The organism is Natrarchaeobaculum aegyptiacum (assembly GCF_002156705.1).
Taxonomy (GTDB): domain Archaea; phylum Halobacteriota; class Halobacteria; order Halobacteriales; family Natrialbaceae; genus Natrarchaeobaculum; species Natrarchaeobaculum aegyptiacum.
Window position 1 is genome coordinate 2648543 of record NZ_CP019893.1, and the last position, 15179, is coordinate 2663721.

The 15179-nt window shown below is 65.3% G+C and carries 13 protein-coding genes; 5 read left to right on the plus strand and 8 right to left on the minus strand.

Annotation, left to right across the window (positions count from 1 at the left end; all coding sequences use genetic code 11):
* Window positions 1-92: 92 nt before the first annotated feature.
* From B1756_RS12870 to B1756_RS12895, 5 genes are all read right to left on the minus strand, one after another.
* On the minus strand, window positions 93-1718 hold the full coding sequence (locus B1756_RS12870; RefSeq protein ID WP_086888904.1) for a long-chain-fatty-acid--CoA ligase: 1626 nt from the start codon (window positions 1716-1718) through the stop codon (window positions 93-95).
* Between the two features lie 2 nt (window positions 1719-1720).
* Window positions 1721-2209: a Zn-ribbon domain-containing OB-fold protein gene (locus B1756_RS12875; RefSeq protein ID WP_086888905.1), complete on the minus strand. Its 489-nt coding sequence runs from the start codon at window positions 2207-2209 to the stop codon at window positions 1721-1723.
* Window positions 2206-3396: a thiolase C-terminal domain-containing protein gene (locus B1756_RS12880; protein ID WP_086888906.1), complete on the minus strand. Its 1191-nt coding sequence runs from the start codon at window positions 3394-3396 to the stop codon at window positions 2206-2208. The genes B1756_RS12875 and B1756_RS12880 overlap by 4 nt, the downstream gene beginning before the upstream one ends.
* A gap of 3 nt (window positions 3397-3399) precedes the next feature.
* Window positions 3400-5349: a 3-hydroxyacyl-CoA dehydrogenase/enoyl-CoA hydratase family protein gene (locus tag B1756_RS12885; RefSeq protein WP_086890183.1), complete on the minus strand. Its 1950-nt coding sequence runs from the start codon at window positions 5347-5349 to the stop codon at window positions 3400-3402.
* 436 nt (window positions 5350-5785) lie between these two features.
* On the minus strand, window positions 5786-7138 hold the full coding sequence (locus B1756_RS12895; RefSeq protein ID WP_086888908.1) for a methyl-accepting chemotaxis protein: 1353 nt from the start codon (window positions 7136-7138) through the stop codon (window positions 5786-5788).
* 221 nt (window positions 7139-7359) lie between these two features.
* On the opposite strand from B1756_RS12895, the gene B1756_RS12900 reads away from it, so the two are divergent.
* Window positions 7360-8595: an FAD-dependent monooxygenase gene (locus B1756_RS12900; RefSeq protein WP_086888909.1), complete on the plus strand. Its 1236-nt coding sequence runs from the start codon at window positions 7360-7362 to the stop codon at window positions 8593-8595.
* A 290-nt stretch (window positions 8596-8885) separates the two neighbouring features.
* Here the strand turns inward: B1756_RS12900 and B1756_RS12905 are convergent, their stop codons facing one another.
* Window positions 8886-9209 carry a hypothetical protein gene (locus B1756_RS12905; protein ID WP_086888910.1) on the minus strand — a complete coding sequence of 108 codons (324 nt, stop codon included), beginning with the start codon at window positions 9207-9209 and terminating at the stop codon, window positions 8886-8888.
* A gap of 295 nt (window positions 9210-9504) precedes the next feature.
* On the opposite strand from B1756_RS12905, the gene B1756_RS12910 reads away from it, so the two are divergent.
* The 4 genes from B1756_RS12910 to B1756_RS12925 all read left to right on the plus strand — a co-directional run bounded on the left by B1756_RS12910 (window position 9505) and on the right by B1756_RS12925 (window position 12873).
* Entirely contained in the window at window positions 9505-10425 is a 921-nt protein-coding gene (locus B1756_RS12910; RefSeq protein ID WP_086888911.1) for an SDR family NAD(P)-dependent oxidoreductase, read from the plus strand.
* Window positions 10426-10496: 71 nt separating this feature from the next.
* Window positions 10497-11576 carry a cupin domain-containing protein gene (locus tag B1756_RS12915; protein WP_186336461.1) on the plus strand — a complete coding sequence of 360 codons (1080 nt, stop codon included), beginning with the start codon at window positions 10497-10499 and terminating at the stop codon, window positions 11574-11576.
* A 118-nt stretch (window positions 11577-11694) separates the two neighbouring features.
* Complete coding sequence (locus tag B1756_RS12920) at window positions 11695-11880, plus strand: RING finger protein (protein WP_086888912.1); 186 nt, start codon at window positions 11695-11697, stop codon at window positions 11878-11880.
* A 117-nt stretch (window positions 11881-11997) separates the two neighbouring features.
* The gene (locus B1756_RS12925; protein WP_086888913.1) at window positions 11998-12873 is read left to right on the plus strand and encodes a fumarylacetoacetate hydrolase family protein; all 876 of its coding nucleotides are present in this window, start codon (window positions 11998-12000) and stop codon (window positions 12871-12873) included.
* 118 nt (window positions 12874-12991) lie between these two features.
* On the opposite strand, the gene B1756_RS12930 is transcribed toward B1756_RS12925, so the two are convergent.
* Window positions 12992-13699, minus strand: a complete 708-nt coding sequence (locus tag B1756_RS12930; RefSeq protein ID WP_086888914.1) for an acetate--CoA ligase family protein — start codon at window positions 13697-13699, stop codon at window positions 12992-12994.
* Window positions 13696-15078: a CoA-binding protein gene (locus B1756_RS12935; protein ID WP_086888915.1), complete on the minus strand. Its 1383-nt coding sequence runs from the start codon at window positions 15076-15078 to the stop codon at window positions 13696-13698. Before B1756_RS12935 ends, B1756_RS12930 begins: the two co-directional genes overlap by 4 nt.
* Window positions 15079-15179 lie beyond the last annotated feature (101 nt).

The window sequence follows — 15179 nt, forward strand, 5'->3', positions numbered from 1 at the left end:
CGCTGTTCGGGTCTGGAACTCGAGCGTGAACGCGACGTCGTCGATCAGAACTGGCTGTAAATGAACACTGCAAAAACTGGTCGGACGCCGGTCTACTGGTCGTCGACCGGCAGACTTCCGTACTCCTCGTCGAAGGAGTCACGGAGCGACTTCTTGTCGAACTTGCCGGTGGTGGTCTTCGGGATCGACTCACAGAACTCGATCACGTCCGGGAGCCACCACTTCGGGAACCGCTCGAGCAGGTGTTCCTCGAGTTCGTCTTCGTTGACGTCGTCTCCCGTGACGACGTAGGCGACGGGGCGTTCTTCCCACTTCGGGTGGTCGACGCTGATGACGGTCGCCTCCTCGACGGCGTCGTGAGCCATCAACTCGTTCTCGAGGTCGATCGAGGAGATCCACTCGCCGCCGCTTTTGATCACGTCGTCGAGTCGGTCGACGATTTCGAGATAGCCGTACTCGTCGATGACGCCGACGTCGCCGGTCTTGAACCAGCCGTCGTCGGTGAACGACGACTCGGTCTCTTCGGGGCGGGCGTAGTACTCGTCGATGAGCCACGGTGCCCGGGCCTGAATCTCACCGCTCGTCTCGCCATCGTGGGGCACCGGCTCGCCGTTGACGGTCCGGAGCCGGATCTGGACGCCCGGTGCCGGGAGTCCCGGTTTCATCTGTTGCTGGTAGCGTTCGCTTTCGGGCAGGTCGGCCACCTCGGTGGTCGTCATGGTGTTGACGAGGTGGGGTGCCGCCTCGGTCATGCCGTAGCCCTGGTGGATCGGTGCGTCGATCTCCTTGTCGAACTTCTCCATGAGCCACTCTGGTGGCGACGTACCGCCGATGAGAACGCGATTGAGACTCTCGAGTTCGACGTCGTCGCGCTCGTCGTAGAACTCCGCCATCTGGAGCCAGACCGTCGTCACCGCGGCGGTGACGGTCACGTCCTCGCGGTCGATCAGTTCGGCGATCGCCTCGGCGTCGGTCTTCGGGCCCGGCAGGACCAGCTTCGCGCCGGACAGCGTCGACGAGTAGGGGAGTCCCCAGCCGTTGACGTGGTACATCGGGACCACGGGCATCACGGCGTCGTTCTCGCTGATCTCGAAGACGTCGACGTGGCCGTGGGTAACCGCGTGGAGGTAGAGGTCCCGGTGGGAGTAGGCGGCTCCTTTCGGCAGTCCCGTCGTCCCGGAGGTGTAACAGATCCCTGCCTCGTCGTCCTCGTCGAGCGTGGGCCAGTCGTAGTCGGTGTCCTGTGCAGCTAGCAGGTCCTCGTAGGCGACGACGGGTTCGAGGTCGGTCTCGGGCACCTCGTCGTCCAGCACGACGTACTGTTCGACGGTCTCGAAGTCGTCGGCGACGGCCTCGACGACGTCGACGAACTGGGGATCGACGAAGACGACCTCGTCTTCGGCCTCGTTGACGATCTCGACCAGATGCTCCTCGGGGAGCATGTGGTTGGTCATGTGGATACTCCGGCCGCTGCAGGCGGGACCGAAGTACAGCTCGTAGTGGCGGTAGTGGTTGATCGCCATCACCGACACGCGCGAGCCGGCACCGACGCCGAGGTCGTCCAGCGCGTTGGCGAGCTGGCTGATGCGGTCGTAGGCGTCGTCGTACGTGTAGCGGTGGGTCGTCCCGTCCGGCAGTTCCGAGACGATCTCCTTGTGACCGAACAGGTCGGTCGCCCGCTCGAGCAGCACCTGCAGGGTGAGTTCGTAGTCTTTCATACTTACTCGCTAACTGGTTTGAACCGATAAAATACCCGGTCCTCGTCGGTCGGGCCGTCGATCTCGACGATCACCAGTTCGACCTCGTCGCCGATCTCGAGGTCGGCGTAGGCGACGTCGTCGATTCGCGCCGAGAGCCTCACTGGGCCGAGGTCGACCACGCCGAGCACGTACGGCGTCTCGTGGTCGGCGAGGCCGAGCGGGAGGCCGCCCCGGACTTCCGAGAAGGCGAGCACCTCGCCCGTGTGCGGCAGGTCGACGTACTCGAGGTCGTCGCTCATGCACTCGGGGCAGACGATCCGGGGTGGGAAGTGGATCTCGTCACAGTCCTGGCACTGGGTGGTCGTCAGTTGGCCGTCCCGGAGGTTGTCGTAAAACTCGGCGATCTGGGTGTGGTCGTCGGTCTGGAGTTCGTAGAAGTCGAGCATTCGTGGGAGCTCGATCTCCTCGGGCACCGAGACGCGCTTTCTGGTAGGTGTGTCGTCGCTCATTGTGGATCACGGTCGAGGACCATCACGCTGTGGACGGAGGCGCTGCCACTGAGGTTGTGGATCAGGCCCGTCGTGGGGTCGTCAACTTGCCTGTCGCTCGATACCTTCCCCTGGAACTGGTGGGTAATTTCCAGCGCCTGAGAGACGCCGGTCGCGCCGAGTGGGTGGCCACAGCCCAGCAGGCCACCGCGGGGGTTGACGGCGACGTCGCCGTCGATGTGGCTCCGGCCGTCCTCGATGAACTGGCCGCCTTCGCCGCGGTCGGCGAAGCCCAGTTCTTCGTACTCGATGATCTCACTGATCGAGAAGCAGTCGTGGACCTCCGCGACGTCGATGTCCTCGACGGGATCCTCGATGCCAGCCTGCTCGTAGGCGTTCTGGGAGGCCTTGCGGGCCTGAGGCCAGGTCGACAGCGACGGCAGGTTGTTGATCGAGTTGCCCGCCATCGACGACTGGCCGCTGCCGGTGATGTAGGCGGGTGTGTCGGTGACTTCGCGGGCTTTCTCCTCGCTCATGAGGATCGCGCCGGCGGCACCGTCGGTGATCCCGCTGCAATCGTAGAGGTACAGCGGGGCGGAAATCTCCGGCGAGTCGGTGACTTCCTCGATGGAACAGGTCGACTGGAACTGCGCGAAGTCGGTCTTCGAGGCGTTGGTCTTGTTCTTGGCGGCCACCATCGAGAGCTGTTCGCGGGTGGTGCCGTACTCGTGCATGTGGCGCTGGGCGTACCAGGCGAAGAAGGGTGGCGCGGCGAGGCCGTTGGCACCGTCGAACTCCCGGTCGAGGACGTTCGCCATCGACGCCTGCATCTCGGGCATGTACTCCCGGCCGAGGTTCATCTTCTCGACCCCGAGCACGAGCGCGACGTCTAACTGGCCGGCGGCGATGGCGAGCCACGCGTACCGGAGCGCAGCCTGCCCGCTGGCACAGGCCAGTTCCGTCCGGGCGGTCATCTCCGTGACTTCGATGCCGAGTAACTCGGCGACGAGCGGTGCGACGTGGGTCTGGTTGGCGAACCGTTCGGGCTGGACCGCGCCGACGAACAGCCCCTCGATGTCCTCGGGGCCGACCTCGGGGACGGCGTCGAACGCCGCCTTCCCGCCCTCCTGCGCGAGGTCCTTCCAGGTTGCGGCGCGCTCACCCCACTCGGAGTGGCCACCGCCGACGATTGCCACATTGCGCGTCATCGCTCACTCACCCTGAAAGTCCGGCTCGCGGTTCTGTCTGAACGCCGTGACACCTTCGTACATGTCGTCGGTGGTCGCCAGCAGGCCGAAGGACTTCTTCTCCATCGCCAGGGCCGCCTCGAGGCCGGCCTCCTGGCCGTCGTGAATGACGTCCTTGGCGAGCTTGAGCGCGAGCGGCGCGTTGGCCGTGAGGTCAGAGACGACCTCGTCGACGAGCGCTTCGAACTCCTCGGCAGGAACAGCGTGGTTGACGATGCCCCACTCTTCTGCCTGTGCGGCGTCGAACTGCATGCCGCGGAAGACCATCTCCTTGGTGCGAGCCTCGCCGACCAGTCGGACGAGGCGCTGGGTCGCACCGCCGCCGGGGATGACGCCGAGGGTGGTCTCGGGCGTGCCGATGAGGGAGTCCTCGGTGGCGATGCGGATGTCACAGGCCAGCGCGAGTTCGATGCCAGCGCCGAGACAGAAGCCGTCGATCTTGGCGACCGTCGGTCGCTCGAACTCGTAGACGGTCTGGAACATCTCGTCGACCTCCATGATCTCGGTCGGCTCACCCGACGTGAAACCGGTGATGTCCGCGCCCGAACTGAAGGCGCGGTCGCCGGCGCCCTCGAAGACGACACAGGAGACCTCGTCCGTGTCGACGCTCGTGAGCAGGCGATCGATCTCCATGAACATGTCCTCGGACATGGAGTTCATCCGCTCTTCGCGCGAGAGCACGACGTTCAGGACGCCCTCGTCGTCGATCTCCCACTCGAGGTAGTGGTACGGTGGGTCGGTGCGGTAGTCGTAGAAGCCCTTGCCGGCGTCCTCGCCGGTCCAGCCGTCCTCGACGAGTTCGATCAGGTACTCACAGGGCTCGAAGCGCTCGGCCCCGTACTCCTCGTGGAGGTCCTCGAGTTTTTCGAGGACGCGGTCGAGGCCGAGGCGGTCGCCGCGGCGACACATACCCTCGGGGAAGCTGCCGCCGAGCCGGCAGCCGGTGTCGATCGCTTCGGGGGTGGCGACGTCGTTGCCGATGAGCCAGGCGGCTTTGTTGATCATCACCGCCTCGGTGCGCAGCCAGTCGAAGTCGCCGGAGTCCTCGGGGAGGTAGTCGACGCCGTCGCCGTCGTCGTAATCGTAGAAGCCCTTCCCGCTCTTTTTGCCGAGGTTCTCGTTGTCGACTTTCTCCTCGACGACAGGCGGAACGGGCTGGTCCGATTCGGCGCGGAAGTGGTAGCCGATGTCGATGCCGCCGAAGTCGTTGAGTTCGAACGGCCCCATCGGGAAGCCACGCTCGTAGACCATCGTGGCGTCGGCTTCCTGGATCGTCGTCTCGTCCTCGGAACGCATCCAGGCGGCCTCCTCCATGAACGGGACGAGGACGGTGTTGACGACAAAGCCGTGGACGTCCTTGCGGACGTAGATCGGCGTCTTGTCGATCGATTCGGCCCACGCGTAGGCGGTCTCGGCGGTCTCGTCGGAAGTGGCCTCACCGTAGGTGACCTCGACGAGGTCCATCTTCACCGGTGGGTTGAAAAAGTGCAGGCCGACGACCTGCTCCGGGCGGTCGGTCGCCGAGGCGATGTCCGAGATCGAGAGACTCGACGTATTCGACGCGAGGATCGCGTGATCGGGGGCGTGCTCGTCGACCGAGGAGAAGGTGTCTTCCTTGATGTCCATGACCTCCGGCACGGCCTCGATCACGAGGTCGGCGTCGGAAACGGCGGCCTCGAGGTCGGTCGTGGTGTCGACGCGAGCGAGGATGTCTTCGGCGGACTCGTCCAGTCGACCTTTTTCCTCGAGCTTCTCGAGGCTCCACTCGATCTGGTCGTAGCCGTCGTCGACGAACTCCTGTTCGATGTCGCGGATGGTCACGTCGTAGCCACCCATCGCGGCTACCTCAGCGATACCATGTCCCATGCTACCTGCTCCGAGCACTGCTACTCGCTGCACTGTCTCTATCGTCATCGGGAACATGTCCGTCATTGTATCTCATATATCTTTGGAACCGCGCGCGCGAAGCGGGGGTCGTCGCTCGATGCGGTCCCCGTGGCGTCGGCCACTTCCATCCGTACTCGCGTGCTCCTCGACGTTCGACAGGAGTGAACACGAATCAGGATACCAGTCGACAGGCTATCTTCCTCGTCTCCGGCACGGAACGGATCGAAATCGACCGCCTTACCGGAATCGTTCCGTCACACGCGTCGCCGTTCCGCGAGCGAGAACGGGATATCACAGGAATCGACGTTCAACAGTGGTGGATAATGTCGTCCAGAATCGTGCCGACGGTGGGGTAGACGCCAATTCCGTCCAATAGAATTGGCACATTAGCTCGTCGCTTCCAGTCGCACCAGGGTGTCGGCAGTACCATCTGGCACCGGCAACACGTATCGCTCGAGGGCGATCAGGAGAGCTGGGACTCGAGTTCGCGAACGTCTTCTTTGACCGTCTGGACCCGGTCGGCCTGTTCGGCGTTGGTCGCCGCGAGGGTCTGGACCTCCTCGGCGATGTCCTGGCTCGCTTCGACGGCCGATCCGAGCATGGAGGCGACCTCCTCTGCGGTCGCGGCCTGTTCGTCGGTCGCGCTCGCGATCTGGTCGATTCCGGCCGAGGCCTCGTCCACTGCGTTCTTGATCTCCGTCTGGTTCTCGTCGACGGCCTCGGCGTGGTCGATCGCCTCCTCGACGTACTCGAGGGTCGTCTCGACGCTTCGGGTCGTTTCGGCGGTAGTCTCGCGAACCTCGTCGACGATGTCCTCGATCGTCTCGACCTCCGCTTTCGACTGGTCGGCCAGTTCCTTGACCTCGTTGGCGACGACGCTGAACCCATCGGCACCACTGCCCACCTGTGCGGCCTGGATGTTCGCGTTGAGCGCGAGCAGGTTCGTCTCGTCGGCGATCCCGTCGATGACGTCGACGATCGTGTCGATCTCCTCGATGCGTTCTTCGAGTTCACGGCTGTTCGTCGCCAGCGCGTCCGCCGCTTCGCGGACGTCGTCGACGCTCGAGACGATCGCGTCGGTGGCCTCCTTCGACTCCTCGGCAAGGTCGGCGGCCGCCTCACTCTGACCGCTGACCTCCTCTGCGCTCGCGGCTACTTCCTCGACCGTCGCAGAGAGCGATTCCATCTGGTTCTGGACGGACTCGAGGGTCTCGACCTGGTCGTCGACCAGCGCCTCGAGTTCGGCGTTGGTGTCGGCGTTAGTCTCGGTGACCGCCTGCAGGTCCGCGACCGTCTCCGTGACCGTCTCGCTGATCGCCTCCTGGACCCGCCTCACCTCCTCGCGCTGTTCGACGAGTTCCGTGACGACGCTGACGTACTCGAAGGCGCCGACGACCTCTCCGTCGGGGGTCCGAAGCGGTGCGCCTGCAGCACGGAGGTGCCAGCCGTCGTCTCCCCCGCCGGAGCGAATCCGACTCTCCCGGATCGATTCACCTGTGCGCGCGATCTCTTCTGCGAGGGTCTCCTCGACGCCGTCGGTCCCGAGGACGTCGATCGCCTGTTCGCCGAGTGCCATCTCGGCGGTGACGCCGGTCAACGGCTCGTGCTTGTCGTTCCAGTGTGTGATGGTTCCGTCGTCGTCGACGACCAGCGCCGGCTCCGGAAACGCGTCGACGAGGTCTTCGAAGAGGTGTCGCCAGAGGTCACGCTCGCGTTCTGCCCGCGTCAGGTCGTCGAGCTCCTCGAGGGATTCACCCGCCTCGGTCAGATAGTCCGCGAAGAGATCCCGATCCTCGATGAGGGTGCTGGGAGACATTCACTCGGCGTATCTGGAGACGAATGGCAAGAAGCTACTGGCCCAAGCGTTCGCTAATGGCGAACGAATTTCCCGAGATTGCGGCCCCGTCGGTCGATCATCGTCGATCGTGAACTTCTGAATCTGCGTTATTCGACGGGAATACCCGGCAAATAACGGGATTGGATGCGAACGTGGACCACAACAATTATGCCGGTTATTCAGCAATGTGAGAGCACACCATGAGCAGTGATACGACCGAGAAGCCGGCCCTCGTCGCTGGCGCGGGCCCAGTCGGGATGACGGCAGCGCTCGCGTTGCACGCACGCGGGGTCGATACGGCGATCCTCGAGGCAGAACCAGAGGATCGTGACCGCGACGGCAGTCGCGCGATCTACATTCACGGTGCGACCTGCCGAATCCTCGAACGCATCCACCCGGGGCTGGGGAAAGCCCTCGTGGACGACGGGCTGGTCTGGCCGACCCGACGGACCATGTTCCGGGGCAAAGAAGTCTTCAACCGAACCTACGACTCGCCAGGTGGCTCCGGTGACATTCCCCACTTCACTAGCCTCCCGCAGGTCGTCACCGAACAGCACATGCTGGACGCACTCGACGAAGCCGGGATCGAGATCCACTGGGAAGCGGCTGTCGAGACCGTCGACTCCTCACCCGACGGCGTCACCGTCGAGACGAGTGACGGCCGGACCTGGGAGACCGAGTACCTGATCGGTGCCGACGGCGGTGGCTCCACTGTCCGCAAGGAGATCGGCGCGGAGTTCTCCGGCGAACAGTCCGAGAACGCGTTCATCATCGCAGACATCCGTGACGATCAGGTCGACGAGGACTTCGAGGGGTTAGAGCGTCTGTTCCACTACGACGCACCCGAAGCCGACGGCCGGAACGTCCTGCTGGTTCCCTTCACCGGCGGCTGGCGGCTGGACATCCAGTGTTACGACGACGACGATCCCGAGGAGATGGCCAGCGAGGAGACCATGCGTGAGTTCGTCCGTGACATCATGGGCGAGGAATACACCGACAAACTCGAGTGGATCTCGAGTTACTTCTTCCTGCAGGTCCAGGCCGACACGTTCGTCGACGAGCACCGTCGCGTCCTGCTGGCCGGCGAGGCCGCCCACCTGCTCGCACCCTTCGGTGCCCGTGGCATGAACTCCGGCGTCCCGGACGCCGACGAGGCCGCCTCGGCCATCGCCGTCGCGCTCGACGCCCGCACCGAGGCCGTCGCTCACGACGAAGTCGAACTGTTCGCCGCACGTCGCGAGAAAGCCGCCGAGTTCAACATCGGTGCCGCCGGCCAGGCCCTCGAGTACCTGCAGGGTGAGGACCCGGTCACCGTCCTGCGCAAGGAAGTCGCCGCCGAACTCGCCGACAGCTTCGAGGCCGCCGGCGAGTGGCTCGACGACGCTCCGTACGGCCCCCACGAGGCCCCACCGATCGTCTCGAGCGGCAACTACTGACCCCCGAATCGCATCGCGCGCTCGCGTTCACTTTCGGTTTCTCTACGCCGTCCCATCGGCAAGCGCCACCACCGTTCGACCGCGCCACAGGATTCACTCGAGCCGTCGGACTCGAGATCGGGTGTCCCAACCCCGGTAGCCGTCGAGGTGGTCGTCCGCCCACTTCCTGTCTTTCCACGTGCTCGGACGATCGATACTTACGACTGTCCGGTCCGTCGATCGGCAACCCGGGTCGCACGTGGTGGAAGAAGGGAGAATCGGTTCGGTCTTGTCGGCCGAATCCGACCCGGTCAGTGCAGGTCGAGTCGCTTGCCGACCCAGTGGTCGCGCGCGGCGAGCACGAGTTCCGATTCGTTCTCGAAGTCCGTATTCTCGGCGACGAACTCGTCCCACTCGCCCTGGCCGACGTACTCGAGGTCCGCGCCGCTGGCGGCGTCGGAGGGGCTGGCGGCGACCAGTTCGTCGAACGACTCGAAGTCGGTCGTCTCGGCGACGAACTCGTCGTCGAATACCTCCGTGACGGGGACGTCCTCGTCGACGTCGAAGACGTCCTCGGCGTCCGGTAGCGAGTCGGCGTCTGCTGCAGCAGCCTCTAGATCGGTCCCGTGTACCATACTGGTAGACTGTGACGCGACCCTGTTAAATCATTCTGTTGGTCCCTCCGCGCTGGAATTTCGCCTTCCCATCGCCCGTCTCCTCGGCGGCTCTCTGTCCCGTCGAGACACTGCCGTCCCAAATCGTGATTATCCTCGCCGCCGATGGACCGCTCGAAGACATGACCAATCGATACGAGTCCGACCGACCCGACCGATCCCGGTGCAAGCTTCACGTCCGACGACAGTCGTACCACGGTCCGAGAAGACGTCGCCTGATGCAGGACGGGTGCGGTCGGTCCAGAGGTGAATCGCGGTGACCAACGCCGCCTACCTCGTAGTCGGCGGTGCCAGCGGACTCGGCAAGGCGACGGCGGAGGCGCTCGCCAGTCGAGGCGCGAACGTCGTCGTCTCCGACCTCGGGACGTCCGTCTCGGGGGAGGGCGCGGACTCGAGCGTCGCTCGCGAGGCCGCCGCCGACATCGACGCTGCAGTCGACGGTACCTCCGTCGTCGCACATGCCGGTGACGCCGCCGACGCCGCCGACGCCGAGGAGGCAGTCGAGACGACACTCGAGTCGTTCGGTCGACTCGACGGGGTCGCCAACTTCGCCGGCATCCTCCGGGACGGCATGTGCTGGAATCTCACCGAGGACGACTGGGATGCCGTGATTGATAGCCACCTGCGGAGCAACTTCACGCTCCTCCGTGCGGCCGTCCGCCACTGGCGAGCGGTCGACGACGGCTCTGCCGGAGGGGATGAGGACGACGGTGCCAGCGATGCCCACGGCCGCGACCGGTCGTACCTCGCGGTCAGTTCTCGCGGCGCGCTCGGGAACGTCGGCCAGCTGGCATACGCGAGCGCCAACGCCGGCATCCTGGGGTTCGTCCGATCGGCCTCGACGGAACTCCACCGGCAGGGCGTTCGCGTCAACGCACTGGTCCCGAACGGCTTCACCCGGATGACCGCCTCGATTCCCGAGGAACACCGCCCGTACACTCGCGAGGAGAAACCGCCCGAAGCCGTCGCTCCTGCTGCCGTCTCCCTGCTCACAGCGGCCGACGACGTCACCGGCGTCACGCTGACCGCAGCGGGCGACGAGATCGGCGTTCTCTCGGACCCGCGGCAGGTCCGGACCGGCGTCCGCGAGGACGGCTGGACTGTCGACGCCATCGACGAGACGCTCGAGTCGGTCGCCGACGGCTACGCCCTCACCCGAACCGAACGGTTCCTCTAACGAGTATCGGAACGTCCCACGTGAGTGCCGTCTCCAGTACACTTATTGTGGTATTCGACGACTAGGCACGTATGAGCCAGGAGGTCGAAGAGCGGCTAGAACTGAGTTCGGACACCGAGCAGTTACTCGAGGAGACGGACCTGCGGCCGCTGTGGGAGGTCGAAAAGAGCATGGGCAACGTCTACGACGACGTCCAGCCCCAGCTCTGGCAGTGGGAGGAGATCCAGCGGGCGATCGACAGCATCGAGCAGGACGTTCCGATCGAGGATCTGCCGCCGGGCTTCCAGCGTCGGGTGGCGGTGCCGATCAACGTCGGGATGGAAAACGCCATCTCGAACACGATCTACCTCGGCGTGCAGACGGTCTCGCCCGGCGAGACCGCGCCGTCGCATCGCCACGGGGCCAACGCCTTGCGGTTCACGATCGACGGTCACGAGGAGATGAAGACGGTCGTGGCCGGCGAGGAGTTCCCGATGCGCAACAACGACCTGATCACCACCCCGCAGTGGGAGTGGCACGACCACGTCAACGACTCCGACGAGACCGCCGCCTGGTTAGACGTGCTGGACCTGCCGCTGGTGCTCGACTCGCTCAACGCCACCAACGTCTTCGAGAACCACGAACTCGAGCGCCAGCCGGTGACCAAAACGCAGGGCTACTGGGACTCCCAGTACGGGCAGGCCCGCCCGGCCGGTGAGAGCGACGATGGCTCCATTCCGGGTCCGTTCGAGGGCAACTGCGCGCCCACCCCACCGTACCGTTTCGGCTGGCAGGAGACCCTCGAGACGCTCCACCAGCGGGCTGACAACGACGATCCGGATCCGTACGACGGCTACAGCATGGCCTACGTCAACCCGAACACTGGGGAGCCGCCGCTGTTCCCGACGATGTCGTTCCGCGCGCAACTCCTGCAGGAGCCCACCGACGCCCACTTCCACAACGCCACGGAGGTCTTCTTCGTCATCGAAGGCGAGGGCGCGACCCACGTCGACGGCGAGGCACTCGAGTGGGGGCAGTGGGACATCTTCGTGGTGCCGCCGGACACGCCACACCACCACGAGCCAGACGACGAGGCAATCTTGCTGGGGATAACCGACCGGCCGGTGTTCGAGGCGTTCAACTTCTACGCCGAGGCCGACGCCAGCGAGTAACCAGACGGGCTGGAAGGCCTCTACGTTCTCGACGCGGTACGCTACCTGTGGGTTCGAGCACCGGCAGCGTCGGTGTGTCAACAGTACGCTTATCACGTCGAACCAGCTAGTAGCCTGCATGGCCGAGTTCGAGAACCCGTACGCCGAGTACGACCCGTTCGTTCGTGCGCACTTCGACTGCCTCGAGTGCGGCGGTAAACTCTGGGAGTACGCCATTCAGGAACAGATGTTCTGTGAGGACTGTCGCGCGACGTTCCCCACGGGACAGATCCACGAAACGTTCGTCGAGTCGGAAGCGGCCTGACGCTGGCCTCCGAGACGCGGCCGGTTATCGGGAGCCGGCGTAGCGGTAGCTCCAGTCTGCTGGATCCTCGCGACCGAGAGAGGATGATTTATGTGTCGTCGCGGGAGTGTGGTGGGTATGCGACTCGCCAGATTCAACGACGACCGACTGGGACTCGTAACCGAAGACGGCGTCGTCGACGTCACCGACGACCTCGGACTCGAGACGAACGACCCGCTGAAGGAGTACGCCCGCAAGGACCTCGACGCCAGCGAGTACGCGGACGACGACCCGGACTACGATCTCGAGGAGGTCACCCTTGAGTCGCCCGTCCGCCGTCCGGGCAAGGTCATCGCCGCGCCGCTGAACTACGAGAACCACGTCGAGGAGGCCATCGCCGACAAGGACATCGTTACCGAAGACTGGTTCACCATCGAGGACAAGGGTTACTTCCTCAAGGCCCCCTCGAGCGTCGCCGGCCCCGAAGACGGGATCACGCTCCCGTTCAACGACCGCCGCGTCGACCACGAGATCGAACTCGCCTTCGTCATGGGCGAGGACGTCAAGGACATCGAGGCCGAGGACGTCTGGGACGCCATCCTGGGCTATACGATCCTGCTCGACGTCTCCGTTCGGGGCAACCAGGACCGCTCGAACCGCAAGTCCTACGACACCTTCACCATCGTCGGCCCGTGGGTCACCACCAGCGACGAGATCGACGACCCCCACGACCTCGAGATGGAACTGCAGCTCAACGGCGAGACCAAACAGCAACAGAACACCGGCGGCATGATCTACAGCTGTGCCGACGTCGTCGAGTACGCCTCGATCGGTGCGACGATCGAAGCCGGCGACGTCATCACGACCGGGACCCCCGAGGGCGTCAGCCCGCTGACCGACGGCGACACGATCGAAGCCGAGATCGAGCAGGTCGGCGAGATGACCGTCGAAGTCACCGAGCGCGACGTCGCCTTCGCAGACGTCGACGTCGAGAAGAGCCAGCAGGGCGAGTAACGCGGATCGCTCTCGACGGTACGAAACTGCGTTTTTTGGCGCTCGATCGCTTCCGAGGAGCTACGGCCCTCAGCGACGACGATCGTCGAGTACGGCGTGAAAAGCGGTGAGTGGTTCCCTACTCGTCGGCGGACTCGAGGGTCACCAGCGCATCGAGTGCCACCGCGCCGTCGGACTGGGCGAGAAGCGGGTTGACCTCGAGTTCGGCGATTTCGTCACGCTCTGCGAGCAGGTCGCCGACGGTGACGATGGCCTCGGCGACTGCCTCGCGGTCCACGGCGGGGGAGCCGCGGTAGCCGTCGAACAGCGGCGACGACTCGAGGTCGTCGATCATCGCCAGCGCCTCGGCGGTCGAGATGGGTGCGAGGCGGTGGCTGGTGTCCTGGAGGACCTCGACGGCGACGCCGCCCAGGCCGACCAGTACGGTCGGGCCGAACGAGGGGTCACGGGTCCCGCCGACGATCACCTCGAGTCCCGCGTCGATGTCGACGCCGGCCTCGACGAGGACGGACGTCTCGATGTTCTGGTCGGCTGCGGTCTCGAGAATGGTTTCGGCCGCATCGCGAACTGCGTCGGCGTCAGTGAGACCCACGGCGACGCCAGCGCCGTCGCCCCACTCGCTCTTGTGCTGGACGGCAGGCGAGGCAACTTTGACGACGACGGGGGAGCCGATCGATTCGGCTGCTTCGACGGCCGCCTCGGCCGAATCGACCAGTTCGTTCTCCGGGGAGGCGAGGCCGTGCTCGGCGAGCAGCGCCTTCGCGTCGGCTTCCGTCAGTGCGCCGCGACCCGCTTCACGTGCGGCCTCGATCGGGTCGCCGCTCATCGGCTCACCTCCGTCTCCTCGGCGGCCGTTCTCGGTTTCCGATTTCGCCTGGCGTACTGGACGAGTCCGCCGACGGCGTCGGCTGCCCGCTCCGGCGTCCGGAACGTCGGGACGCCGAGGGCCTCGAGTTCGGCGACTTCCTCCTCGAGGACCTCGTTGGGGCCGGCGGTGCCGAAGACGATCGGCACCTCGAGGTCCTCGACGACGGTCTCGACGGCGTCGGTCGGGTAGCCGAGTGCGGCCTCGTACAGTTCGTAGACGAGGACGACGTCGACGTTCTCGTCCTCGGCGACGGCCGTGACGACGTCGCCGAATTCGGGCATCGGGCGGCCGGTGTCGACCGGGTTGTCCGAGAACGTAATTCCGGGGAGGATCTCCTCGACGACCTCCTGGGTTTCCGGGGTCAGGTCGGGGAGGGTCGCCCCGAGGGCCTGCAGCCGGTCGGCGATGGCGATTCCCGGCCCGGCCTGAGCGGTGACGACGCCGACGTTCGGCCCATCGGGTTCGGGACAGTCGGCGAGGGCGTTCCCGGCGTCGAGCAGTTCCTGACTCGAGCCGACCGTGGGGACGCCGTACTGGGCGAAGCCGGCCTCGTAGAGTTCGTACGAGCCAGTCAGTGCGCCCGTGTGGGACTCGGCGAACTCGCCGACGTCGTGTTCGCCGACGTTGTAGGCGACGATCGGCGTGTCGACGGCCTCGCAGGTCTCGAGCAGGCTACGGGCGTCGTCGCTCCCTTCGACGTGGAGGACGATCGCGTCGGTCGCCTCGTCGCCGTCGAAGTACTCGATGGCCTCCTCGAAGCCGACGGTGGCCCGGTTGCCGAGTCCGACCATCGCGGAGACGCCCCGGTCTTCGTTCTCCGAGCGGAACGCGAGCGCGTAGGCGAGCCCGCCGCTCTGGGCGACGATAGCGACGTTGCCGGCCGGGACGTGCTCGACGTCGGTGGCGAACGTCGCGTGAAGGTCCGAGCCGGGGACGAGGAAGCCGCTCGTGTTCGGCCCGAGCACTGAGACGTCGCCTTCGAGTGCGGTTTCGACGATCCGGTCTTGCAGCTGCTGTCCCTCAGGGCCGGCCTCGGCGAAACCACCGGCGAAGATGACCGCACCGCCGATACCGGCCTCGGCACACTCGTCGATCACGTCCGGAACGATCGGCGCCGGAACGCAACACAGCGCGAGATCGACTGGGCCGTCGATTTCGGTGACCGAGGAGACGAACTCCCGGTCCATCACGGTTCCCTCCGCCGAGGGATTGACCGGATAGACGGGGCCGTCGAACCTGATCGCGTTCTGCATGGCCTCGTACCCGATCTTCCCCGGCGTCTTCGACGCCCCAACGACGGCTATGCCGCTGGGATCGAACAGACTCTTCGCTGGCATTGCATCGGTGTTTACGGAACAGCGTGATAGGGTTTTCCAAACGTCCGTGTTGGCTGTCCCATCGACGACGCACTCGAGGCCGACCTCGAGTCGCGGATCGA

What these genes read in the sequence shown, in the direction of transcription:
- B1756_RS12870 (WP_086888904.1), bottom strand. Translation starts at nt 1,718, where the DNA reads ATGAAAGACTACGAACTCACCCTGCAGGTGCTGCTCGAGCGGGCGACC.
- B1756_RS12875 (WP_086888905.1), bottom strand. Translation starts at nt 2,209, where the DNA reads ATGAGCGACGACACACCTACCAGAAAGCGCGTCTCGGTGCCCGAGGAG.
- B1756_RS12880 (WP_086888906.1), bottom strand. Translation starts at nt 3,396, where the DNA reads ATGACGCGCAATGTGGCAATCGTCGGCGGTGGCCACTCCGAGTGGGGT.
- B1756_RS12885 (WP_086890183.1), bottom strand. Translation starts at nt 5,349, where the DNA reads ATGACGATAGAGACAGTGCAGCGAGTAGCAGTGCTCGGAGCAGGTAGC.
- B1756_RS12895 (WP_086888908.1), bottom strand. Translation starts at nt 7,138, where the DNA reads ATGTCTCCCAGCACCCTCATCGAGGATCGGGATCTCTTCGCGGACTAT.
- B1756_RS12900 (WP_086888909.1), top strand. Translation starts at nt 7,360, where the DNA reads ATGAGCAGTGATACGACCGAGAAGCCGGCCCTCGTCGCTGGCGCGGGC.
- B1756_RS12905 (WP_086888910.1), bottom strand. Translation starts at nt 9,209, where the DNA reads ATGGTACACGGGACCGATCTAGAGGCTGCTGCAGCAGACGCCGACTCG.
- B1756_RS12915 (WP_186336461.1), top strand. Translation starts at nt 10,497, where the DNA reads ATGAGCCAGGAGGTCGAAGAGCGGCTAGAACTGAGTTCGGACACCGAG.
- B1756_RS12920 (WP_086888912.1), top strand. Translation starts at nt 11,695, where the DNA reads ATGGCCGAGTTCGAGAACCCGTACGCCGAGTACGACCCGTTCGTTCGT.
- B1756_RS12925 (WP_086888913.1), top strand. Translation starts at nt 11,998, where the DNA reads ATGCGACTCGCCAGATTCAACGACGACCGACTGGGACTCGTAACCGAA.
- B1756_RS12930 (WP_086888914.1), bottom strand. Translation starts at nt 13,699, where the DNA reads ATGAGCGGCGACCCGATCGAGGCCGCACGTGAAGCGGGTCGCGGCGCA.
- B1756_RS12935 (WP_086888915.1), bottom strand. Translation starts at nt 15,078, where the DNA reads ATGCCAGCGAAGAGTCTGTTCGATCCCAGCGGCATAGCCGTCGTTGGG.